The following is a 22,219-nucleotide window of genomic DNA, read 5'->3' on the forward strand; positions in this document are numbered from 1 at the left end:
GCTTCGTTGTATAAAATGAAAACGTTTTTTGGGAGGGAAGGCTGATGTCTGAGCTAGTGGTTATTAGAGAAATGCAAGAGAAAGATATCTTAGCGCTGGATACTCAATTTGTCCAACAAGGTTGGCCAAGTCGCCAAGAGATTTTAATGAACTATTTAGAAGAACAATTAGTCAAGCAACGAACGGTTTTTGTAGTGGAGAAAAAGGCAACGCTGTTAGGTTATGTGACGTTACTGCCATTAGCTAAGGAAGGACCTTTTAAAAATTTATATCCTGAAATAGCTGATTTCAATGTATTCTTACCATTTCAAAAACAAGGAGTGGGGCGGTTATTATTAAATCGTGCAGAAAATGTTGCCAAAAGTTATGCAGATACTGTTTCTTTGGGAGTAGGCCTGCATCCTGGTTATGGTGCAGCGCAAAGATTATATATCAAACAAGGATATGTGCCAGATGGTTCAGGAGTCTGGTTTCAAAATAAGCAGCTGAAACCAAACGATCGGTGTGTTAATGATGATGAGTTAGTTCTTTATTTATCGAAAAAACTATAGAGTAGCCAAAGTAATACTCTATAAATATCATTTAGGAGGTTGTTACCCTTGATTAGAAAAATGAAGCCAACAGATGCAACGGCGTTAACTATCATTAATAAAGAACAATTGGGCTATGAAGTTCCCGTTGACGTGACCTGTAAACAGATTGAGAAATTACTACTAGCCAGTGACAGAGAGTTTTTATATGTTTATGAAGAAACGAAGACAGGGAAGATTTTAGGCTATGTGCATGCGCAATTGTATGAAACAATTTATTCCCAAACGTTATTGAACGTTCTGGGATTAGCAGTGGCAAAAGAAACAGAAGGCCGTGGAATTGGCAAACAATTAATGATGAAACTAGAAACGGAAGCTAAAAAGTATAACTTGTGTGCGATTCGCTTAAATTCAGGGGAACAGCGTACAGCAGCACATCAATTTTATGAACACATTGGCTATGTTTCTGATAAAAAACAAAAGCGATTCATTAAATACTTGGATACTTAAGTTATGTCTTTAAAAAATAACAATTTCCTTTAAAAAAATAAGTAAAAACTAGTGAAATTTTCAGCGAATTAGTGTAAAATGTATCTCAATGACTCAACGAGTGTTTCAGCCGAAACACTGTCAAAGAAAGTACATACAAAGAAACAGAAATAGCCATTTTTGATGGCTGTTTTTTTATGGAGGAGGCAAATTATGACGAAAAAAAATAGTATGATGTACTTAGCAATTTCTAACTTATTTCTTGTTTTTCTAGGCGTAGGCCTAGTCATTCCCGTAATTCCCCAATTAAAAGAAGAAATGCATTTTTCTGGTACCACAATGGGAATGATGATTTCTATTTTTGCGATTGCCCAATTAATCACATCGCCAATCGCAGGTGTCCTTTCGGATAAAATTGGTCGGAAAAAAATGATTGCGACGGGTATGTTGGTTTTTTCAATTTCTGAGTTATTATTTGGTTTAGCCCAAGCGAAAAGCGGTTTTTATATTTCTCGTGGTTTAGGTGGGATTGCCGCCGCTTTATTAATGCCGTCAGTGACAGCTTTTGTGGCAGATATGACTACGATTTCTGAACGTCCGAAAGCGATGGGGCTTGTGTCAGCTGCAATTAGTGGTGGTTTTATTATCGGACCAGGAGTTGGTGGTTTTATTGCTTATTTAGGCATTCGCGCTCCATTTTTTGCGGCCGCATTTTTAGCGTTTATTGGTTTTATTTTGACATTAACTGTTTTGAAGGAGCCGGAGAAACGAATTTTAGCCGCTGTTGAAGCGAAAAAAGGTTCATTTATGGATATTTTAAGAAATCCAATGTTTACCCCATTATTTGTGATTATTTTAATTTCCTCTTTTGGCCTGCAAGCGTTCGAATCTATTTATAGTATTATGGCGACTATTAATTTTGGCTTTACCACAAGTGAAATAGCAATCGTGATTACGGTTAGTGGTATTTTAGCGTTGATTTGTCAGTTGTTTTTCTTTGATGCAATCGTCCAAAAAATAGGTGAAATGGGTTTAATCCAATTAACCTTTTTTGCAAGTGCCATTTTTATTGCCGTGATTGCCTTTACAAAAAATAATTTAGTTGTTGTATTTTCAACGTTTATTGTCTTTTTAGCGTTTGACTTGTTTAGACCAGCAGTAACTACTTATTTATCCAAACATGCTGGAGATCAACAAGGAACCATCAACGGACTAAATTCGACATTTACAAGTTTTGGTAATATTTTAGGACCAATGGCAGCAGGAGCTTTATTTGATATCAATCACTTTTTCCCTTATTATGTTTCAGCAGTAATTCTGTTAGGAACGGGCTTTTTATCGTTATTTTTAAATCGAAATAAGATGTAAAAGAAAAAATAAGTATTTGGAATATAAAAATTCCGAATACTTATTTTTTTTGATCACCAACCGTTCTTGAAAAAAACAAAAAAATAAACAGTGTTCGCTTGATTAATCGAACATTTGTTCGTATAATGATTTTGCAAGTGAGGTGATGTTTATGAAATTTGATTATGAAAAAGAACCTAGTCGCGATATTCTTTGTATTGATTGCAAAAGTTTTTACGCTAGTGTAGAATGCGCAGAACGTGGGTTAGATCCGTTGAAAACGATGTTAGTAGTGATGAGTAATGCCGAAAATGCGGGGGGATTAGTTTTATCAGCATCGCCAATGGCAAAAAAAGTTTTAGGTGTTTCAAATGTTACGCGTAAAAATCAAGTGCCCGCTCATCCTGATTTATATGTGGTTCCGCCACGAATGAATTTGTACATGAAAAAAAATCAAGAAATCAATAATTTATATAAAAAGTTTGTCGCAGATGAAGATCACTCTGTGTTTAGTGTAGATGAATCATTTCTTGATGTAACGGCTTCTTTAAGTTATTTTCATTGTGAAACCGCCTATAAAATGGCTCGGATTATCCAAAGAGTCGTTTATAATCATGTGGGTATTTATGTGACCGTTGGGATAGGGGACAATCCGTTACTGGCTAAATTGGCGTTGGACAATGGCGCCAAACATTCGCCAGACTTTATTGCAGAATGGCGGTATGATCGTGTACCAGATACTGTCTGGCAGTTGCCTTCTTTGACAGATTTTTGTGGGATTGGTCGCAGAATGGCTAAACGACTGAATCGTTTAGGAATTGATTCTGTATATGAGTTAGCGCAAGCGAATCCGCATCTTTTACAAGAAACATTTGGCGTGATGGGGCTTCAATTGTATGCTCATTCATGGGGGATTGATCGTACCTTTTTAGGGAAAAAAGCGCAACATAAAGCTGAAAAATCATTTGGAAATAGTCAGATTTTACCGAGAGATTATGCGCGAAGAGATCAGATTGAACTAGTCTTAAAGGAACTGACAGAACAAGTGGCTGCTCGTTTAAGAAAAGCGCATTGTCAAACGGAATGTATCACAGTCTACGTTGGTTATTCCAAAGGTCAAATTGACCGTGAAGGACGAACTGGTTGGCGAAAACAACAAACGATTCCTGCAACAAACAATACAAAAGTTTTGATTACCTATGTATTAGCCCTTTTTAGAGAACATTATCTAGCGGGAACCGATGTCCGGCAATTAGGGCTTTCTTATGGAAAATTAGTTTGGAATGAATCTTTACAATTAGATTTATTTTCGGAACCAGAAGAGCAAATTAGTGAAATGGAGTTAAACTATCTGATTGATAAAATCCGACAAAAATTTGGCTTTCAAGCTTTAATTCACGCCTCTTCTTTGTTGGAAGGTGCGACGGCAATTCATCGTTCAGGATTAGTCGGTGGACATGCTGGAGGAAATGTCGGTTTAGGAGGATAACATCATGAAACGAACAAAAAAAGAATTTACACCTTATAATGAGTACCATGATCGGCCCTTTGAACTGAAATGGGCGACCGCTTTTGCATTGGGGGAGTTACAAGAAGGAATCGAAGCTTCTGACGAATATTCTAAGAGAGCGTTTGAACGCTTACCGCAACAGACAACAGAAGAAATTGAAGAATACTTAGAGCAGTCTTTAAAAAATAACCAGGTTTTAGAAATCCAATTGAATACATTGGATGATTTTGGCCGTGTTCAACCGCCAATTGTTGGTGTTTTTGAAGGGATGAGTTCAATGGAGTATGCAAAAGTTGGACATACACATATTTTATTTGAAGAGATTCGGCATATTAAAAGTCATGAGTTTACAAAGTGGTCGAGCCTTGATTAAAAAACTATTGTTATACGTGCGTTTTGTGAAAACATATGAGATAATGTTCATAGGTAATAGAAATAAAAATTATGGAGGTGGCTAGGATGGGACATCATTTAAAAGGACACCATGGCAAAAAAACAAACGCAAATGGCGGCTTTTTAACAAAGTTATTGGCAGGCGGCGCCTTAGTGGGCGTAGGAAAAAAGTTATACGACAATCGTGAAAAAATTAAAGAGCTGTTAAGTGACGACAAAGAAAAAAGCAACGACACTGAAAACAAATAAAGGACTGGATTGACGGAATGGTAAAAGATGCAGCGTATATTATTGAAGAGATTACCACGATTTTAGAAGGAACCTATTTTGTGATAACCAAGAAAGCGAATAAGCGCCGCATGTGTTTACATGTTTCAGATACCGCGAAAGAATTTTTACGTTGTCGACGGGAGTATGAAACATTCTTAGAGCAACAGTTTGATTATGCCACAATGTTTTTAGAAACATGTACGGAAGATGTTTCTGTTGAAATTCAAACGGGACTACTTGAAGAAACAAATTATCAAGCATTAACCGTGGAAAAATTACAACAGATAGCCACTAAAATGTAACACAGCTGTTGTGTTAGTTTTGATTCTTAATTTGGTTAAGGAGGCGGATAAAATGTCAGTATATCAACATATTTTGGTTGCTCTTGATGGCTCAGATCAATCTGAAAAAGCTTTTCATGAAGCTGTCAGGATTGCCAAAGAGGAACAAGCTACTCTTTATTTAGCTACAATTATTAATGATGCTGAATTTACGACGAGTCCATTTTCTTTTGAAGAATTGTATGATTTAGAAAAATACAAGTCAGAAGAGATGCTCACTGAAAAGGCAAAACAAGCGAGTGAAATTGGTGTAAAAACAGTCAAAAAAATTGTTGAGCTTGGGAGCCCAAAACGTTATCTTGCCAACACGATTTCTGAAAATTATGCCATAGATTTAATTGTGCTAGGTGCCACGGGAAGAGGTGCTATTCAACGAACCTTGATTGGTTCTACTACAGATTATGTGGTTAACCATGCTTTGTGCAATGTTTTAGTCGTTCGCTAATTGTGAGTAAATAATCAAGGGAACAATGTTTTATCGGGACGTTTTTTTAAATTAAACGAGAGGTGAGTTTATGAAAACAAAAATCGGAAAAACAGTTATCTTGTCAGCGTTTTTATTCACAAGTTTCCTTTTACTGAGTGGTTGTACCTCGGCTGGCGAAGAGATGGAAAAAACAATTGATCGACAGAAAGAAAAAGTCGATAAAACGGTCGATAAACAGAAACATGAAAATGAAAATTCCATGGAAAGTTATGACGAAAAAGTTGACCGTTCTTTAGATAGTCAAGAAGACAAAATCGATACTACTGAGTAACGGGAAAGTTTTCAACTATCGGCTAGTAAATAAATAATATACAAAAGGGAGCATCCACTGCAGTTATTTCTCACAGCGGATCCTCTCTTTTGTGGTTAAAAAGAAAAAGTTAACTGCTCCCCAACAGTTAACTTTTAATCATGTTGCACATAGTTAAAACACTCTATATATCATTTATATCATTTGAAACGGGTGGTGTAAAAAGAAATCTCTTGAAAAGAGTCTCCATTTATAGGGAAGATTTCCCATAAAAAAGAGAAACGTATAATCACAGAGAGTTAGAGAAAGCAAAGGGAAATAAGTATGTTAAAATAAGAAGCAAGAAAGAATACAAGTATGCAGAAAATAACAACTAATTAGGTGAAAACAATGGAAATACATTTTGAAAAAGTAACAAGCGATAATCGTAAAGCAGTGGAAAACCTACAAGTTTTTGCTGAACAACAAACCTTCATTGAATCAATGGCAGAAAATCTAAAAGAATCAGACCAATTTCCAGAATGGGAATCGGCAGGTATTTATGACAGCAATCAATTAATCGGCTATGCCATGTATGGACGTTGGCAAGATGGGCGCGTTTGGCTAGACCGCTTTTTAATTGATCAACGGTTCCAAGGACAAGGTTATGGGAAAGCAGCCTGTCGACTTTTAATGTTAATGCTAATAGAAAAATACCAAACAAACAAGCTATACTTGAGTGTTTATGATACGAACAGCTCAGCAATTCGGTTGTATCAACAACTTGGTTTTGTATTTAATGGTGAATTAGATACGAATGGTGAGCGGGTAATGGAATGGACACATCAGAATAAGTAGATAGAACAGGTGAGACAAAAGCCATAGCGCATTTTGTTTCATCTTTTTCTTTTAATTGGCTTCATTTGTTTACTTTTAGTAAGTAAAATGGTAAATTTAGTTCAATCTGTTTTGAAAAAAGAGTTACTGGAGGGTAAGGATGAAAATAGAATTTTTCCATGATGTTATTTGTAGTTTTTGTTTTCCAATGTCTGACCGCATGCATGAGATTCAACAAGAATTTCCTGAAATTGAATTGATTCATCGGTCGTTTGCGTTGGGGTGGTCAGCAAACGATTTTGAAACAATGTTTGGCTCACGAGCAGCAGTAAAAGAAGAAGTTTTGACGCATTGGGTGCATGCCAATCAAAACGATTCAAAGCATCGTTTTAATATTGAAGGGATGAGGAAGCAACGATTTGATTTTCCAACATCAAAGAATGCATTATTAGCAGCAAAAGCAGCTGGATACATTGGCAACCAAGACACTTATTGGTTACTGTTTGATAAGTTACAAGAAGGTTTATTTATGAGAAGTTTAAATATTGAAGAGCCAGAAGTAATTGAGGAGCTAGTAAAAGAGACAACGATTGATTTTGCTTTATGGAAAGAAGCTGTTGCTTCCGAGGCTGTTTGGACGGCGGTTCAAGAAGATTTCGCGCTAGCTTCTGCTTATGGTTTACAAGGAGTTCCCGCACTAATCATTAATCAAAAATATTTAATTAATGGTGCAGTACCGAAACAGCAAATCAGCCAAACTATTCAAAAAATTCTCGCAGAAGAAAAACAACAGCAACCGTTAGTTTCATTAACTCCTTCTTCTGAAGAGTCAGCTTCGTGTGAGTTTAAGGAAGGCACATGGACGTGTCATTAAGCAGCATAAAATAACGTTATTCTTTGACAAAACGAAAGACTTCTGTAATAGTTAATGCGGGGGTGATAATATGTTTAACGCGTATAGAGAATACTGGAATAATATTACAACAATGAATGCGTCAGCAACACGCGCACAATATTGGTGGCCACAATTAATTAATTATTTGGTGTTAGGGATTTATTCAGCAATTACGGGCGTTTACAGATATATTGAAGTAACACCCAATGATGGAACAATCATTAAAGAATGGAATACTGTGACCATTATCTTTTTCTTGCTGACTGCTTTAATTTGGTTGGCAAACTTTACTGTTCGAGCAAGAAGATTGCATGATCGCGACCACAGTAACTGGTGGATTTTATTCTATTTACTTCCTTTTATCGGTACTTTAGTGATCTTCATTACATTAATTTTGCCAAGTAAAAGTCACACAAGATGGCCAGTGAATCAATCAGAAATTTAATTTGCTGGTTTCGTTTAGCTGATTATCTTAAGAGTGAAAATGAGGTCGGGACAGAAGCGTTTAACTCCGAGAAATAAGAAGGAATTTCCGAAAATTGTTCTATAATTTTTGGAGACCAAGTAGGTATTGTTCATCATCGAATCACTACGTTCTTCGTGATTCTCAACAATTTCGGCTTATTTCCGAAGGACCTTCACCAAGTAGGTACGATGATTTCATCTGTTCATGCTTCACAGTGAAACATCGCAACTCTTAGAGCTGTAGCTCTTTTGAAGGCTGTACTGTGACGAGACGCATGTCGAGAAAACACCTTAGAAGTTGTTGAGATCGGAGCAACGCGTAGTGTTGCTTCTGTTCCCGCCGTTTATCAATTTTTAAGCCTGGGACAAAAATCCAAAGTGATTTTTGTCCCAGGCTCATTTTCTTTTTTATTTCAGAAAAATATCTTCTGTATGATGGCACCTCACATTACGCGGTTCTTGCTAAAAGGGCTATCTTTTTGGTAGATAGGGAAAACCATTAAGACGTTAAAAGTTTAATAAATCGAGCAATTCTCTTTTGTTAGAAAATAAGATAGCATCATTAATTAAAATACTTGGAACACTGGTTTCAATAATTGGTTGATTGGTAATAATCAAGTCAAATTCTTCGAGTCGATGGTCACCTAATTGTTCTTCCGTAATTGCTAACGTATTTGAACGAATCCGATGCAAAGCTAAAATATCGTGGACATAGTTTCCAATATATTGACTATGATTCAGGCCCATGTCGCTAATAATCAAAATCTTTTTTGAGTCGAAACTCTGGTTAATTTCTGGAAAAGTATTAAGCAACCAAAAAATATAAGAAGATGAATAGTTTAATAGATTTGTTTCTAAAAGAGCGGAAAAGAAATGCAATTCTGCTTTTAATCGTGCATATAAGTGAAGCTGAGTAAAATGAATTTGTCGAGTGAAAAAGGTGGCCCTTTGTGTCAATTCGGAGGTGTCAAAAGGCACTAATTGAGAAAACAAATAAAGACAGGTTAACAAGTGAACAGCGAAGTCGACGACTTCTTCTGTTAATTGTTCAATCTGTGAAAAAGCATTAAATTTTAAATTTTCACGTATTCTTTGACTGATGACTTCTTGGTCTTCGGAGTAGTATTGCTGAAAAGCGCCTCTTTGAAAATACCGGAGAACTTCCCGATAGGTTTCACGGCTGAGCCCAGTAAAATGACGACTGAGTAAAAGATAATCTTCCATTTTGATTGGACTCTTTTTATCTGTTTTTTTCTGGAAACGTTGCTGAAAGCCTTGATGCTCTCTTAATAAATCAACAATAAAATACATAATAAAGAAATCGTGTTCATAACTGTTATCCATACTAATAATATTTAATTGACATTGATTACGACGCATTAATTGTTTGATTTCTTGCTTATCTAATTGATAAGGCAATTCATAATGACCATAATACATTAAAAAGAAAAAGGTTGTAAAAATACGTAAAGGCAATTCTTCTGTTTGGCTAGTTAATTGATAGCCTTGATCAACGATAACGCGAAGAGAGTAAGTTTCCAAGACCTGATTACACTGCTTCAATTTTCGAGCAAAAGAAGAGCGACTAATATTGATGGTATCGCAATAATATTCGATGGTTTTGCCAGGATTTTGGATAAACTCATGGAGCAATTGGGTGGTCGTTGACGTTTTTGCCATATCCGTCAGCACGTTTAAATATAAGGACACATTAAAGTTTTCTAAACGATAGCCTAATTTATGCGATGTTTTAATGGTTAAACTTTCGCCCCAACGCTGTTTAATCTCCTCAATATAACGAATAAAAGTAGACTCAGAACTACCAATATATTTTGCAAGTTCTTTTTTAGTCATCCATTTATCAGAAATGGATAAGACACGAATGATTTCTTCCATTTTCCGATAATTTTTTTCTAAAAACCTAATCATATTGTTTCCTCCCAAGTCCTTTACTTTAATGAAACAATCATCGAAACAATAACGCAATTTCAGAAATGAAACCGCTTGGTATGAAAGCTGGTGTGATTTAATGAGCTCCTTCTCTGTATAATAATTATCAGATTAGAATAATGAAATTTTACGTGCTAGGCAATTCTAATTTAACTGTTAATTCATAAAAGAAAGGAGAGAACAGACATTAAATTACTAAAGAAATTTGGGGTTTTCGGCGTAGTCTTTTTACTTGTCTCATCCTATTTCATACCGCTCATTGGCTATGCAGAAACAGCCAAAGAAGTTGAAATTACATCCGCTCAAATGATAACAGATGAGAATGATAAAACGAATATTAATATCGAGTTAAATCTTCTCAACCAAACAGAGCAGCCATTACAACGAGAAATTCAATTGAAAAATGCACAGTTCATGGATACTGCTGTAATTGAAAAAGACGGATATTCTTACCAAGTGACTAATGGTACGCTTTATCTGACTTTGGACGCACAAGTAAAAAAGCCGGTACAGCTTTCGTTAGCTGTTGAGCAAAGTTCGCTTCAAACAGCTCAGCCACCTAAGTTATTGTATGAAAACAACGAATATGATGTTTCAGTTACTTCTGAAAAAATAACAGTAGAGGATTCTGCTAAAGAATCAACTGAACCAGAAAAAATAACTGTACCAGAAAATACGAAAGAAACTAACAAAAATGATTCGGCTCCAGACAAAACAGAACAGCCGACCGCAACAGAAGAGGTAACCAATCCATTTGCAGAAGCAAGAATGGCGCCAGCTACTTTGAGAGCGAATCTGGCACTGCCTTTAATTGCACCACAATACACGACGGATAATTCTGGGACTTATCCGACAGCTAATTGGCAGCCCACAGGCAATCAAAATGTGTTAAACCATCAAGGGAATAAAGATGGTGGTGCCCAATGGGATGGCCAAACGAGTTGGAATGGGGACCCTACTAATCGCACAAATTCTTATATTGAGTATGGCGGTACAGGAGACCAAGCCGATTATGCCATCCGAAAATATGCTAGAGAAACAACAACACCAGGGCTTTTTGATGTATATCTTAATGTGCGTGGAAATGTTCAAAAAGAAATCACGCCATTGGATTTGGTCTTAGTCGTTGACTGGTCCGGAAGTATGAATGAAAACAATCGGATTGGTGAAGTTCAAAAAGGAGTGAACCGTTTTGTTGATACATTGGCAGATAGCGGTATTACCAATAACATCAACATGGGCTATGTTGGCTACTCAAGTGACGGTTATAATAACAACGCCATTCAAATGGGGCCGTTTGATACAGTCAAAAATCCAATTAAAAATATTACGCCAAGTAGCACTAGAGGAGGAACTTTCACTCAAAAAGCATTAAGAGATGCTGGTGATATGTTAGCAACGCCAAATGGACATAAGAAAGTCATTGTACTTTTAACGGATGGCGTCCCAACCTTCTCTTATAAAGTGAGTCGAGTTCAAACAGAGGCGGATGGTCGCTTTTACGGGACACAATTTACGAATCGACAAGATCAACCAGGTAGCACTTCTTATATCTCTGGTAGCTATAATGCGCCAGATCAAAACAATATCAATAAACGGATTAACAGTACGTTTATCGCCACGATAGGTGAGGCAATGGCCTTAAAACAACGTGGGATTGAAATACATGGATTGGGCATTCAATTGCAAAGCGATCCACGAGCTAATTTATCTAAACAACAAGTTGAAGATAAAATGCGTGAGATGGTGTCAGCCGATGAAAATGGAGACCTTTATTATGAATCCGCGGATTATGCACCAGACATTTCTGATTATTTAGCGAAAAAAGCCGTTCAAATTTCAGGAACGGTTGTAAACGGAAAAGTAGTTGATCCAATTGCTGAACCTTTTAAATACGAGCCAAATACATTATCAATGAAAAGTGTGGGTCCTGTTCAGGTTCAAACATTACCAGAAGTGTCGCTAACAGGCGCTACAATTAATAGTAATGAGATTTATTTGGGTAAAGGGCAAGAAATTCAAATTCATTATCAAGTACGTATTCAAACAGAGTCAGAAAACTTCAAACCTGATTTTTGGTATCAAATGAATGGTCGGACAACGTTTCAGCCATTAGCCACGGCCCCTGAAAAAGTTGATTTTGGGGTTCCTTCGGGAAAAGCACCTGGCGTGAAGTTAAACGTGAAAAAAATCTGGGAAGAGTATGATCAAGACCCAACAAGTCGGCCAGATAATGTGATTTATGAAATTAGTAGAAAGCAAGTAACTGACACAGCAAACTGGCAAACTGGGTATATTAAATTATCAAAACCAGAAAATGATACCAGCAATAGTTGGGAGCGCAAAAATGTAACCCAACTTTCCAAAACCGCGGATGAAAGCTATCAAGAAGTTCTTGGACTTCCCCAATACAATAATCAAGGACAAGCTTTCAATTACCAAACAACCCGTGAATTAGCAGTTCCTGGTTATAGTCAAGAAAAAATCGACGATACTACTTGGAAAAACACGAAGCAGTTCAAGCCATTAGATTTAAAAGTAATCAAAAATTCTTCCTCAGGTGAGAAAAACTTAGTGGGAGCCGTTTTTGAATTGAGTGGTAAAAATGTTCAAACAACATTAGTGGACAATAAAGATGGTAGCTATTCCTTGCCAAAAGATGTGCGCCTACAAAAAGGGGAACGCTATACATTAACTGAAGTAAAAGCACCTGCAGGACATGAGTTAGGCAAGAAAACGACTTGGCAAATTGAGGTGAGTGAGCAAGGCAAAGTAAGCATCGATGGACAAGAAGTGACCACCACAAATCAAGTTATTCCATTGGAAATTGAAAATAAATTTTCTTCTTTGCCAATCAGAATTAGAAAATACACCATGCAAAATGGCAAACAAGTGAACTTAGCAGAGGCGACTTTTGCGTTGCAAAGAAAAAATGCTCAAGGAAGTTACCAAACTGTGGCAACTCAAAAAACAGATACTGCAGGATTGAGCTATTTTAAAATTAGTGAACCTGGTGAGTATCGAATGGTGGAACAATCAGGACCATTAGGATACGACACTCTTGCTGGAAATTATGAATTTACTGTTGATAAATATGGGGAAATTCACTATGCAGGCAAAAATATTGAAGAAAATGCGCCAGAATGGACACTGACACATCAAAATCATTTGAAACCTTTTGACTTAACGGTTCATAAAAAAGCCGATAATCAGACGCCACTTAAAGGAGCGAAATTCCGTTTAACAGGACCAGATACGGATATTGAATTACCAAAAGATGGCAAAGAAACGGATACTTTTGTTTTTGAAAACTTAAAACCAGGGAAATATGTCCTAACAGAAACCTTTACGCCAGAAGGATATCAGGGGTTAAAAGAACCAATCGAATTAATAATTCGCGAAGATGGTTCAGTCACGATAGATGGGGAAAAAGTAGCAGATGTTTTAATTTCTGGAGAGAAGAATAATCAAATCACTTTAGATGTTACTAACCAAGCAAAGGTTCCTTTACCTGAAACTGGTGGCATAGGACGCTTGTGGTTTTACTTGATAGCGATTAGTACATTCGTGATAGCGGGTGTTTATCTCTTTATTAGACGACCAGAAGGGAGTGTGTAATCAATGAAAAACGCACGTTGGTTAAGTATTTGCGTCATGCTACTCGCTCTTTTCGGGTTTTCACAGCAAGCATTAGCAGAAGCATCGCAAGCAAGCGTTCAAGTTACGTTGCACAAATTATTGTTCCCTGATGGTCAATTACCAGAACAGCAGCAAAACACAGGGGAAGAGGGAACGCTGCTTCAAAATTATCGGGGCTTAAATGACGTCACTTATCAAGTCTATGATGTGACGGATCCGTTTTATCAGCTTCGTTCTGAAGGAAAAACGGTCCAAGAAGCACAGCGTCAATTAGCAGAAACCGGTGCAATGAATAGAAAACCGATCGCAGAAGATAAAACACAGACAATAAATGGAGAAGATGGAGTGGTTTCTTTTTCATTAGCTAGCAAAGATTCGCAGCAACGAGATAAAGCCTATTTATTTGTTGAAGCGGAAGCACCAGAAGTGGTAAAGGAAAAAGCTAGCAACCTAGTAGTGATTTTGCCTGTTCAAGATCCACAAGGGCAATCGTTAACGCATATTCATTTATATCCAAAAAATGAAGAAAATGCCTATGACTTACCACCACTTGAAAAAACGGTACTCGATAAGCAACAAGGCTTTAATCAAGGAGAGCACATTAACTATCAGTTAACGACTCAGATTCCAGCGAATATTTTAGGATATCAGGAATTCCGTTTGTCAGATAAGGCGGATACAACGTTGACACTTTTACCAGAATCAATTGAGGTAAAAGTGGCTGGAAAAACAGTTACTACAGGTTACACACTGACGACGCAAAAGCATGGATTTACGCTTGATTTTTCAATTAAAGACTTACAAAACTTTGCAAATCAAACAATGACTGTGTCGTATCAAATGCGTTTAGAAAAGACCGCTGAACCAGACACTGCGATTAACAACGAAGGACAATTAGTCACGGACAAGCATACCTTGACTAAAAGAGCCGCAGTTCGTACAGGCGGCAAGTCTTTTGTCAAAGTTGATAGTGAAAATGCGAAAATCACCTTGCCAGAGGCTGCTTTTATCGTCAAAAATCAAGCGGGGGAATACCTCAATGAAACAGCAAACGGGTATCGTTGGCAAAAAGAAAAAGCATTAGCTAAAAAATTCACGTCTAATCAAGCCGGTGAATTTTCAGTTAAAGGCTTAAAAGATGGCCAGTACTTCTTGGAAGAAATCTCTGCACCAAAAGGTTATCTTCTGAATCAAACAGAAATTCCTTTTACGGTGGAAAAAAATTCTTATGCAACGAACGGACAACGAACAGCACCGTTACATGTAATCAATAAAAAAGTAAAAGAGTCAGGCTTCTTACCAAAAACAAATGAAGAACGTTCTATTTGGTTGACGATTGCAGGCCTGCTAATCATTGGGCTGGTAGTCATTTGGCTATTTTATCAAAAACAAAAAAGAGGAGAGAGAAAATGAAGCAATTAAAAAAAGTTTGGTACACCGTTAGTACCTTGTTACTAATTTTGCCACTTTTCACGAGTGTATTAGGGACAACAACTGCATTTGCAGAAGAAAATGGGGAGAGCGCACAGCTCGTGATTCACAAAAAGAAAATGACGGATTTACCAGATCCGCTTATTCAAAATAGCGGGAAAGAAATGAGCGAGTTTGATAAATATCAAGGACTGGCAGATGTGACGTTTAGTATTTATAACGTGACGAGCGAATTTTACGAGCAACGAGCGGCAGGCGCAAGCGTTGATGCAGCTAAACAAGCTGTCCAAAGTTTAACTCCTGGGAAACCTGTTGCTCAAGGAACCACCGATGCAAATGGGAATGTCACTGTTCAGTTACCTAAAAAACAAAATGGTAAAGATGCAGTGTATACCATTAAAGAAGAACCAAAAGAGGGTGTAGTTGCTGCTACGAATATGGTGGTGGCGTTCCCAGTTTACGAAATGATCAAGCAAGCAGATGGTTCCTATAAATATGGAACAGAAGAATTAGCGGTTGTTCATATTTATCCTAAAAATGTGGTAGCCAATGATGGTAGTTTACATGTGAAAAAAGTAGGAACTGCTGAAAATGAAGGATTAAATGGCGCAGAATTTGTTATTTCCAAAAGCGAAGGCTCACCAGGTACAGTAAAATATATCCAAGGAGTCAAAGATGGATTATATACATGGACAACGGATAAAGAACAAGCAAAACGCTTTATTACTGGGAAAAGTTATGAAATTGGCGAAAATGATTTCACAGAAGCAGAGAATGGAACGGGAGAATTAACAGTTAAAAATCTTGAGGTTGGTTCGTATATTTTAGAAGAAGTAAAAGCTCCAAATAATGCAGAATTAATTGAAAATCAAACAAAAACACCATTTACAATTGAAGCAAACAATCAAACACCTGTTGAAAAAACAGTCAAAAATGATACCTCTAAAGTTGATAAAACAACACCAAACTTAGATGGTAAAGATGTGGCAATTGGAGAAAAAATTAAATATCAAATTTCTGTAAATATTCCATTGGGGATTGCAGACAAAGAAGGCGACGCTAATAAATACGTCAAATTCAATTTAGTTGATAAACATGATGCAGCCTTAACTTTTGATAACGTGACTTCTGGAGAGTATGCCTATGCGTTATATGATGGGGATACAGTGATTGCTCCTGAAAATTATCAAGTGACTGAACAAGCAAATGGCTTCACTGTCGCCGTTAATCCAGCGTATATTCCTACGCTAACACCAGGCGGCACACTAAAATTCGTTTACTTTATGCATTTAAATGAAAAAGCAGATCCTACGAAAGGCTTTAAAAATGAGGCGAATGTTGATAACGGCCATACCGACGACCAAACACCACCAACTGTTGAAGTTGTGACAGGTGGGAAACGTTTCATTAAAGTCGATGGCGATGTGACAGCGACACAAGCCTTGGCGGGAGCTTCCTTTGTCGTCCGTGATCAAAACAGCGACACAGCAAATTATTTGAAAATCGATGAAACAACGAAAGCAACAACTTGGGTGAAAACAAAAGCTGAAGCAACTACTTTTACAACAACGGCTGATGGATTAGTTGATATCACAGGGCTTAAATACGGTACCTATTATTTAGAAGAAACTGTAGCTCCTGATGATTATGTCTTGTTAACAAATCGGATTGAATTTGTGGTCAATGAACAATCATATGGCACAACAGAAAACCTAGTTTCACCAGAAAAAGTACCAAACAAACACAAAGGTACCTTACCTTCAACAGGTGGCAAAGGAATCTACGTTTACTTAGGAAGTGGCGCAGTCTTGCTACTTATTGCAGGAGTCTACTTTGCTAGACGTAGAAAAGAAAATGCTTAATTTCTAGCATCACCGAAGAAATTTTTAGAAAAACAAAGAGCCTGGGCCAATCACTGTCCCAGGCTCTCATGCTTTATTTTTAAGGAGGAAGCAATGAAGTCAAAAAAGAAACGTCGTATCATTGATGGTTTTATGATTCTTTTACTGATTATTGGAATAGGTGCATTTGCGTATCCTTTTGTTAGCGATGCATTAAATAACTATCTGGATCAACAAATTATCGCTCATTATCAAGCAAAAGCAAGCCAAGAAAACACCAAAGAAATGGCTGAACTTCAAGAAAAAATGGAAAAGAAAAACCAAGAATTAGCGAAAAAAGGCAGCAATCCTGGATTAGATCCTTTTTCTGAAACGCAAAAAACAACGAAAAAACCAGACAAATCCTATTTTGAAAGTCATACGATTGGTGTTTTAACCATTCCAAAAATAAATGTCCGTTTACCAATTTTTGATAAAACGAATGCATTGCTATTGGAAAAAGGAAGCTCCTTGTTAGAAGGAACCTCCTATCCTACAGGTGGTGCGAATACACATGCGGTCATTTCAGGCCATCGTGGTCTCCCACAAGCCAAATTATTTACAGATTTGCCAGAATTAAAAAAAGGCGATGAATTTTATATCGAAGTTAATGGGAAGACGCTTGCTTATCAAGTAGATCAAATAAAAACCGTTGAACCAACTGATACAAAAGATTTACACATTGAGTCTGGCCAAGATCTCGTCACTTTATTAACTTGCACACCGTATATGATAAACAGTCATCGGCTATTAGTTCGAGGACATCGTATCCCATATCAACCAGAAAAAGCAGCAGCGGGGATGAAAAAAGTGGTACAACAACAAAATTTACTATTATGGACATTACTTTTAATTGCCTGTGCGTTAATTATTAGCGGCTTCATTATCTGGTACAAGCGGCGGAAAAAGACGACCAGAAAGCATGGAAATTAACGATTCGTATAATAAAAGTGACTATGTTTTTATTTTTTTAAACCCTTTACGTAGTAAATCAATGACCAAACCTAAGCAAAAATAAGTACAAAAATGAAGCCCAGAAGAAATCAACATTCTGGTTGTTAAAGGCTGCTGGGAATAATAAGTATCCAGCACAGGCGTTTGGTGAATAATAGAAAAACCTAGAAAATCTGTAAGGGCCAATAGAAATCCCTTACTATCATATCCAGAAAACCAAAGTAGTATGACGAAAAGGCTAAACATACTAAAAAAAAGAGTAAAAAAATAGCTTTTCAATTTTTAATCCTCCTTATCGTGCATAATTGAACCAGAGAAACAGAAGTATTAATGAAATAACTAAAAGAGCAAGCCCTGAATAAAAAGCGACAAAGGGCCAATCAATCGACTGTTTAAATTCCTGCCAAGTTTGGATTTTTCTGTTTTTTTTCGCGCTATCCTCAATCGTTAGTAAATAATTCAATAGTAAGAGGAGCAGCAACACCGTGAAATCATTTGTGGTAAAAAGCACATGTAAAAATAGAATGACAAAGACAACACGGGATAACACTCGATTCCGCAAAATTAAAAATAACTTAGCACGCATAATAAACCACCATTTCTTATCAGAGATAATGAATCTGTTTTTGTCTACTCTTTAGTTATATCATAAAATTCTTAATAATGAAAAAATGATTCGAGAAAATAATTGAAAAAAAGTTTTTTTTCCTGAATCATTATTTTCGTAAATAAAGAATAAACGTGTTACTCTTGGCTTATCAAATTTGGAAGGAGTGTTAAAAATGAAATATCTGGATATTATTGCTTTAATTTTATTGATTGTCGGAGGTTTAAACTGGTTATTAGTTGGTGCATTTAATTTTGATTTAGTTGCAACAATTAGTGGCGGTGCAACCACACCATTAGCAAAAATTATCTATATTATTGTCGGAATTTGTGCGATTTATTCTATTAAGTTTTTAGCTCCTTTGTTCCGCGAACCATAGGACTGATTTAAAAGATTTAGATAACGTGAAGTTATTTTGACTTAGCAATTGAGAGTTTCCTTGAGAAAGGGGACTCTTTTTTTATATGCATTGAAAACCATCCACTATGCAAATGGTTTCTCGACCATCATATCAAAAGTTTTGAGGTAATCCTTATGAAAAAGGGCATAAAAAGTTTATACACAAGATGGAATGTAAGTATCATATTGTTTTTGCGCCAAAATATCGTTAGAAAATTTGTATACGAAACATATTCATATGCTAGTATGCATTCCTCCAAAACTAAGTGTCTTACAATTCATTGTGCATTTAAAAGGAAAAAGTAGCCTAATGATATTCGATAGACATACAGAACTAAATATCGTTAGGAACATAGAAAGTTTTGGTGGGGCGGTTACTATATGGATACAGTAGAAAAAATAAAAAGCAGATAGAAGAATACATTCGTAATTAACTTTGTGAAGATTATGTAGCAGATTAACTAACAATGTTTGAAGAAGTAGATCTGTTCACAGGACAAAAAATATAAAAAATAAAATAGCTCCTTTCAGGAGCATTGAGTAAATGTGGCGCGGCAGGTAATAGAGGTTCACAGCCACAGAACAAACCACCCGTGTGAGCGGGTGGTTTTGATTATTTAATTTACTTTTTTATATTTAGAATAAACAGTAATTGAAGTGAAAAGAATGATTAGCAGACCCAGCAGGGTTAAAAACATATTGTTTGTTGTCCCTGCTTTAGGAAGTATTTTTTTCTCTTTCTCATTTACTGATGATAAAGATGAAACGGTTGTCATACTTGTGTCACTTGTTGTTTTTTGATTCGCTTGAGGGCTGTTTTTTTTCACAGCAGTTTTGTTTGTATCAACAGTGTTGCTTGTTTCTTTTTTGTTTTTTTTAGAAGAAAGAGGTTTTTCTGTTGATGGAGTGTCTTTTAAATCTTTAATTTTATCGGATTCATCTTCAACAAGGTCTTCTTTTTCACCAATACGGCTTTCAGGTTGGTTTTTATCAACAGAGTTGTTCGTTTCATTCTCAACTTCTTTAGGAGGAAGAGGCTTTTCTGTTGATGGGGTGTCTTCTAAATCTTTGGTTTTATCAGACTCATCTTCAACAACTTCCTCTTTTTCACCGATATGGATTTCAGGTTGATTTTTATCAACAGAGTTGTTCGTTTCATTCTCAATATCTTTAGGAGAAAGAGGTTTTTCTGTTGATGGGGTATCTTCTAAATCTTTGATTTTATCGGATTCATCTTCAACAAAGTCTTCTTTTTCACCAATATGAATTTCAGGCTGACTTTTATCTGGTCCTTTTTCTGAAGGATTTTCTGAATCTTCAACTAATGGTTTTTCAGGAGTGGGGGTGTTATCTGGTAATGGTTCAACTGATTCGTTAGGAGTTTCAATCTCATGCTCATTAGGATCCTGTTTGTCTAAATCGCCATCTGCTTCTCCTTCAGCAAATAGATTTTTGACGCTAGTTGAATTTTTTTCTGTCATTCGCTCTTTGTTAAAAATTTGATAGTTTACGTCATAACTATTTTCAAAGAGCTCTTGTTTACGACCTTCAGTTGTAATGGTCGTAGTGTACATTATAGTAAATGAGGCTAAACGTGCATGGTCTTTCTTCAATCGAATAATAAAATTATTATCTGTTGAAAGTTCGATGGTGCCGAATCCTTTTTCCATGAAAGCGTTGAGAGTATAGGTAGTTGAACCTAAATAATTATTTACCGTAATATTGAAACTATCTTTGTTTAATAATTGACCAGATCCGTGAGTGTCAGAGATGACGATATCATCTGAAAGTTCTTCTTTGTTTAAATTTACATTTAAAAACCAACGGACCTTATCAGAGTCGCCTAGTAAATCCCCTGATTTGTAGAAAAATGGTTGAGTACTCGTTCCTGGATTTTGAGAAATGCCTCGGACAGTTACGGATTTTTTTTCTAAAGTTGTTCCAAAATTTGTTTCAATAGTGGCATCGGTTGTACTGTTAGTAACAGTTGATTTAATACCAAAACTAAAACTACCATGTACATGTTCTAGAAATTTTACACGATCATTGGCAGTTGCAACAATTCTGTCTTTGTATATAAGTGCTTCGCCTAAGTCGCTTAACAAAATTTTTCTTGGTGAACCGTCATTTTCAGTCATGCCCTCTAGCCCCGCTGGCATTGGAAAGGTCAATGTATCGCCAGGTTTGATATGATCTTTATATTTTTCACTAAATGTTATTTTGACAGAAGTTGTTTGTCCTTGAGATAAGTTAGTATCACTAAATTCAAATAGATCAACTATACCAGTTCCGACTAGCTCCTCTGCAGAAACAACTTGGTGGCTGTAAAAACTTCCAATAATAATAATTAGTAGAGAAAATGTATACTTTAAAAACTTGTTCAAAATGATCTTCATTTTCTTTCTTTTTTTGTTATTTCTTTTCCTTTTTGGATATTACTTTGTTTTCCACTAAAAATATATAATAACTTATTTTTTTTAGTTAATAATTTATCATTTTTAACTCATATTCTAATGTAAACGATTTCTTCGTCTAGATCAATTGGTTGTTTTCACTAATTTAAAATAAGCTAATTAATATAACGAGTGTTTTTTTTTAAGGTTTTTTGTTAAGGGGAATTTTTATTGTGAAATTAAAGATTAAAAAATAAGGAGTGGATTATGGGTGTTTTTTTCTCGGTTCCTTTTAAAAAAGTTTTTAGTTATAGAAAAAATTGTAAAAAATAAAAAAACTAGTCTGGAATTTCGTTATTATATTGTTATTTAATATGGTGAAAAGATATGTAGAGAATTTTTTAATTTAAAATATGGATATACAAATTTTTTTAGTTTCAATGCTATTCATTGTAGATTCTGAAGTTTATTATTCTTTGATGATAGTTGATTTAACGTTTTGTTTCTGGCTAATTTGAAGTGTATCATTGGATTACTCCAACCGTAAGAGTTATTAAGTCGCAAGTTTTTCAGAGAATGAGTGCAAAATATTTTGCATTTCTCTACATTTTTATTTTTTTCTTGTAAAATAAAAAGAGCTAAAACCTCATAAAATAAAGGTTTTAGCTCTTTTTTGTTTTTCTCTACTTTTCTAAAAATGGAGACGGCGGGAGTCGAACCCGCGTCCAAACATATTGCCACTTAAATCTCTACGTTCATAGACACTCATTTAAAGGTTCGCTTTACAGCGTGCCGAGTGACAGGCATTCTGTATTGCTAGTCTGGTAAGCTCCTCTAAATTTTACAGACGGAAAAATTTAGCGTATCCCACTTCGATTAGGACCCTGACCCGAGCACATGGGCGATGCCGGGAGGATCTTCGCTAGCTGGTTTTTAGGCAGCTAAAGCGAAAGAATTGTTTTCGTTTTTAGCAGTTATATTTAACTGTAACGTTTTAACGTAGCCGTAACCTACGAAACGCAATTCAAGCTCAACTATGCCTGTCGAATCCGTAACGCCCCCGAAATAACATAAGTATCCCTTGATACTTATCAAAGTATAGCATAAATTCCTTGTTTTTTCAAAGAGTAGGATAACACTCTGTTAGATATTCATAAAAAGAGGAAGGATGGA

22 protein-coding genes, 1 other RNA gene and 1 pseudogene are annotated in these 22,219 nt (G+C 36.1%); 19 read left to right on the forward strand and 5 right to left on the reverse strand.

Annotation, left to right across the window (positions count from 1 at the left end; genetic code table 11):
• The first annotated feature begins 44 nt into the window (after positions 1-44).
• The 13 genes from IGJ24_RS04175 (at position 45) to IGJ24_RS04235 (ending at position 8,279) form a co-directional block, all read left to right on the forward strand.
• Positions 45-551, forward strand: a complete 507-nt coding sequence (locus tag IGJ24_RS04175; RefSeq protein ID WP_289865602.1) for a GNAT family N-acetyltransferase — start codon at positions 45-47, stop codon at positions 549-551.
• A 48-nt stretch (positions 552-599) separates the two neighbouring features.
• Entirely contained in the window at positions 600-1,040 is a 441-nt protein-coding gene (locus IGJ24_RS04180; RefSeq protein WP_289865601.1) for a GNAT family N-acetyltransferase, read from the forward strand.
• A 192-nt stretch (positions 1,041-1,232) separates the two neighbouring features.
• The gene (emeA, locus tag IGJ24_RS04185) at positions 1,233-2,387 is read left to right on the forward strand and encodes a multidrug efflux MFS transporter EmeA (protein WP_289865600.1); all 1,155 of its coding nucleotides are present in this window, start codon (positions 1,233-1,235) and stop codon (positions 2,385-2,387) included.
• 151 nt (positions 2,388-2,538) lie between these two features.
• A complete protein-coding gene (locus IGJ24_RS04190) occupies positions 2,539-3,855 on the forward strand; it encodes a Y-family DNA polymerase (RefSeq protein ID WP_002361586.1) in 1,317 nt (438 codons plus the stop codon).
• A gap of 4 nt (positions 3,856-3,859) precedes the next feature.
• Entirely contained in the window at positions 3,860-4,249 is a 390-nt protein-coding gene (locus IGJ24_RS04195; protein ID WP_002358138.1) for a hypothetical protein, read from the forward strand.
• 71 nt (positions 4,250-4,320) lie between these two features.
• Positions 4,321-4,518: a hypothetical protein gene (locus tag IGJ24_RS04200; RefSeq protein WP_002360617.1), complete on the forward strand. Its 198-nt coding sequence runs from the start codon at positions 4,321-4,323 to the stop codon at positions 4,516-4,518.
• Between the two features lie 17 nt (positions 4,519-4,535).
• Positions 4,536-4,841 carry a hypothetical protein gene (locus tag IGJ24_RS04205; RefSeq protein ID WP_002375233.1) on the forward strand — a complete coding sequence of 102 codons (306 nt, stop codon included), beginning with the start codon at positions 4,536-4,538 and terminating at the stop codon, positions 4,839-4,841.
• A gap of 52 nt (positions 4,842-4,893) precedes the next feature.
• Complete coding sequence (locus tag IGJ24_RS04210; protein ID WP_010815952.1) at positions 4,894-5,325, forward strand: universal stress protein; 432 nt, start codon at positions 4,894-4,896, stop codon at positions 5,323-5,325.
• Between the two features lie 70 nt (positions 5,326-5,395).
• Positions 5,396-5,638 carry a hypothetical protein gene (locus IGJ24_RS04215; protein ID WP_002375229.1) on the forward strand — a complete coding sequence of 81 codons (243 nt, stop codon included), beginning with the start codon at positions 5,396-5,398 and terminating at the stop codon, positions 5,636-5,638.
• Positions 5,639-6,007: 369 nt separating this feature from the next.
• Positions 6,008-6,454, forward strand: a complete 447-nt coding sequence (locus tag IGJ24_RS04220) for a GNAT family N-acetyltransferase (protein ID WP_033595402.1) — start codon at positions 6,008-6,010, stop codon at positions 6,452-6,454.
• A gap of 139 nt (positions 6,455-6,593) precedes the next feature.
• Positions 6,594-7,307 (forward strand): DsbA family oxidoreductase, encoded by a 714-nt coding sequence (locus tag IGJ24_RS04225; protein ID WP_002369662.1) that lies wholly within the window; start codon positions 6,594-6,596, stop codon positions 7,305-7,307.
• A 70-nt stretch (positions 7,308-7,377) separates the two neighbouring features.
• Positions 7,378-7,773, forward strand: coding sequence for a DUF805 domain-containing protein (locus tag IGJ24_RS04230; protein ID WP_002358131.1), 396 nt, complete (start codon positions 7,378-7,380; stop codon positions 7,771-7,773).
• Positions 7,774-8,099: 326 nt separating this feature from the next.
• Positions 8,100-8,279 (forward strand): hypothetical protein, encoded by a 180-nt coding sequence (locus IGJ24_RS04235; protein WP_289865610.1) that lies wholly within the window; start codon positions 8,100-8,102, stop codon positions 8,277-8,279.
• A gap of 21 nt (positions 8,280-8,300) precedes the next feature.
• Here the strand turns inward: IGJ24_RS04235 and IGJ24_RS04240 are convergent, their stop codons facing one another.
• A complete protein-coding gene (locus IGJ24_RS04240) occupies positions 8,301-9,722 on the reverse strand; it encodes a helix-turn-helix domain-containing protein (protein ID WP_002382000.1) in 1,422 nt (473 codons plus the stop codon).
• Between the two features lie 174 nt (positions 9,723-9,896).
• Here IGJ24_RS04240 and ebpA point away from each other — a divergent pair, with 174 nt between their 5' ends.
• The 4 genes from ebpA to srtC all read left to right on the forward strand — a co-directional run bounded on the left by ebpA (position 9,897) and on the right by srtC (position 17,626).
• Positions 9,897-13,361 (forward strand): endocarditis and biofilm-associated pilus tip protein EbpA, encoded by a 3,465-nt coding sequence (gene ebpA, locus IGJ24_RS04245; RefSeq protein WP_289865609.1) that lies wholly within the window; start codon positions 9,897-9,899, stop codon positions 13,359-13,361.
• A 3-nt stretch (positions 13,362-13,364) separates the two neighbouring features.
• Entirely contained in the window at positions 13,365-14,795 is a 1,431-nt protein-coding gene (gene ebpB, locus IGJ24_RS04250) for an endocarditis and biofilm-associated pilus minor subunit EbpB (RefSeq protein WP_002371618.1), read from the forward strand.
• Positions 14,792-16,675 (forward strand): endocarditis and biofilm-associated pilus major subunit EbpC, encoded by a 1,884-nt coding sequence (gene ebpC, locus IGJ24_RS04255; protein WP_438775357.1) that lies wholly within the window; start codon positions 14,792-14,794, stop codon positions 16,673-16,675. Before ebpB ends, ebpC begins: the two co-directional genes overlap by 4 nt.
• 93 nt (positions 16,676-16,768) lie before the next feature.
• Positions 16,769-17,626: an Ebp pilus assembly class C sortase gene (srtC, locus tag IGJ24_RS04260; RefSeq protein ID WP_109537804.1), complete on the forward strand. Its 858-nt coding sequence runs from the start codon at positions 16,769-16,771 to the stop codon at positions 17,624-17,626.
• A gap of 21 nt (positions 17,627-17,647) precedes the next feature.
• On the opposite strand, the gene IGJ24_RS04265 is transcribed toward srtC, so the two are convergent.
• Together IGJ24_RS04265 and IGJ24_RS04270 are read right to left on the reverse strand one after the other, a co-directional pair.
• Positions 17,648-17,926 carry a hypothetical protein gene (locus tag IGJ24_RS04265; protein ID WP_002363681.1) on the reverse strand — a complete coding sequence of 93 codons (279 nt, stop codon included), beginning with the start codon at positions 17,924-17,926 and terminating at the stop codon, positions 17,648-17,650.
• A 13-nt stretch (positions 17,927-17,939) separates the two neighbouring features.
• A complete protein-coding gene (locus IGJ24_RS04270; RefSeq protein WP_002366440.1) occupies positions 17,940-18,233 on the reverse strand; it encodes a hypothetical protein in 294 nt (97 codons plus the stop codon).
• 196 nt (positions 18,234-18,429) lie between these two features.
• On the opposite strand from IGJ24_RS04270, the gene IGJ24_RS04275 reads away from it, so the two are divergent.
• Together IGJ24_RS04275 and tnpA are read left to right on the forward strand one after the other, a co-directional pair.
• The gene (locus tag IGJ24_RS04275) at positions 18,430-18,633 is read left to right on the forward strand and encodes a DUF378 domain-containing protein (protein ID WP_002381996.1); all 204 of its coding nucleotides are present in this window, start codon (positions 18,430-18,432) and stop codon (positions 18,631-18,633) included.
• A gap of 155 nt (positions 18,634-18,788) precedes the next feature.
• Positions 18,789-19,114, forward strand: a pseudogene (gene tnpA, locus IGJ24_RS04280) (IS200/IS605 family transposase).
• Between the two features lie 156 nt (positions 19,115-19,270).
• Here tnpA and IGJ24_RS04285 read toward each other — a convergent pair.
• Entirely contained in the window at positions 19,271-21,049 is a 1,779-nt protein-coding gene (locus IGJ24_RS04285) for a collagen binding domain-containing protein (RefSeq protein WP_289865599.1), read from the reverse strand.
• A 692-nt stretch (positions 21,050-21,741) separates the two neighbouring features.
• Positions 21,742-22,108: a transfer-messenger RNA gene (gene ssrA, locus IGJ24_RS04290) on the reverse strand.
• Positions 22,109-22,219 lie beyond the last annotated feature (111 nt).

Origin of the sequence: Enterococcus sp. DIV0546, assembly GCF_051712785.1 — a bacterium.
In the GTDB taxonomy this organism is placed as follows: domain Bacteria; phylum Bacillota; class Bacilli; order Lactobacillales; family Enterococcaceae; genus Enterococcus; species Enterococcus faecalis.

What these genes read in the sequence shown, in the direction of transcription:
- IGJ24_RS04175 (WP_289865602.1), top strand. Translation starts at nt 45, where the DNA reads ATGTCTGAGCTAGTGGTTATTAGAGAAATGCAAGAGAAAGATATCTTA.
- emeA (WP_289865600.1), top strand. Translation starts at nt 1,233, where the DNA reads ATGACGAAAAAAAATAGTATGATGTACTTAGCAATTTCTAACTTATTT.
- IGJ24_RS04190 (WP_002361586.1), top strand. Translation starts at nt 2,539, where the DNA reads ATGAAATTTGATTATGAAAAAGAACCTAGTCGCGATATTCTTTGTATT.
- IGJ24_RS04195 (WP_002358138.1), top strand. Translation starts at nt 3,860, where the DNA reads ATGAAACGAACAAAAAAAGAATTTACACCTTATAATGAGTACCATGAT.
- IGJ24_RS04200 (WP_002360617.1), top strand. Translation starts at nt 4,321, where the DNA reads ATGGAGGTGGCTAGGATGGGACATCATTTAAAAGGACACCATGGCAAA.
- IGJ24_RS04205 (WP_002375233.1), top strand. Translation starts at nt 4,536, where the DNA reads ATGGTAAAAGATGCAGCGTATATTATTGAAGAGATTACCACGATTTTA.
- IGJ24_RS04210 (WP_010815952.1), top strand. Translation starts at nt 4,894, where the DNA reads ATGTCAGTATATCAACATATTTTGGTTGCTCTTGATGGCTCAGATCAA.
- IGJ24_RS04215 (WP_002375229.1), top strand. Translation starts at nt 5,396, where the DNA reads ATGAAAACAAAAATCGGAAAAACAGTTATCTTGTCAGCGTTTTTATTC.
- IGJ24_RS04220 (WP_033595402.1), top strand. Translation starts at nt 6,008, where the DNA reads ATGGAAATACATTTTGAAAAAGTAACAAGCGATAATCGTAAAGCAGTG.
- IGJ24_RS04225 (WP_002369662.1), top strand. Translation starts at nt 6,594, where the DNA reads ATGAAAATAGAATTTTTCCATGATGTTATTTGTAGTTTTTGTTTTCCA.
- IGJ24_RS04230 (WP_002358131.1), top strand. Translation starts at nt 7,378, where the DNA reads ATGTTTAACGCGTATAGAGAATACTGGAATAATATTACAACAATGAAT.
- IGJ24_RS04240 (WP_002382000.1), bottom strand. Translation starts at nt 9,722, where the DNA reads ATGATTAGGTTTTTAGAAAAAAATTATCGGAAAATGGAAGAAATCATT.
- ebpB (WP_002371618.1), top strand. Translation starts at nt 13,365, where the DNA reads ATGAAAAACGCACGTTGGTTAAGTATTTGCGTCATGCTACTCGCTCTT.
- ebpC (WP_438775357.1), top strand. Translation starts at nt 14,792, where the DNA reads ATGAAGCAATTAAAAAAAGTTTGGTACACCGTTAGTACCTTGTTACTA.
- srtC (WP_109537804.1), top strand. Translation starts at nt 16,769, where the DNA reads ATGAAGTCAAAAAAGAAACGTCGTATCATTGATGGTTTTATGATTCTT.
- IGJ24_RS04270 (WP_002366440.1), bottom strand. Translation starts at nt 18,233, where the DNA reads ATGCGTGCTAAGTTATTTTTAATTTTGCGGAATCGAGTGTTATCCCGT.
- IGJ24_RS04275 (WP_002381996.1), top strand. Translation starts at nt 18,430, where the DNA reads ATGAAATATCTGGATATTATTGCTTTAATTTTATTGATTGTCGGAGGT.
- IGJ24_RS04285 (WP_289865599.1), bottom strand. Translation starts at nt 21,049, where the DNA reads ATGAAGATCATTTTGAACAAGTTTTTAAAGTATACATTTTCTCTACTA.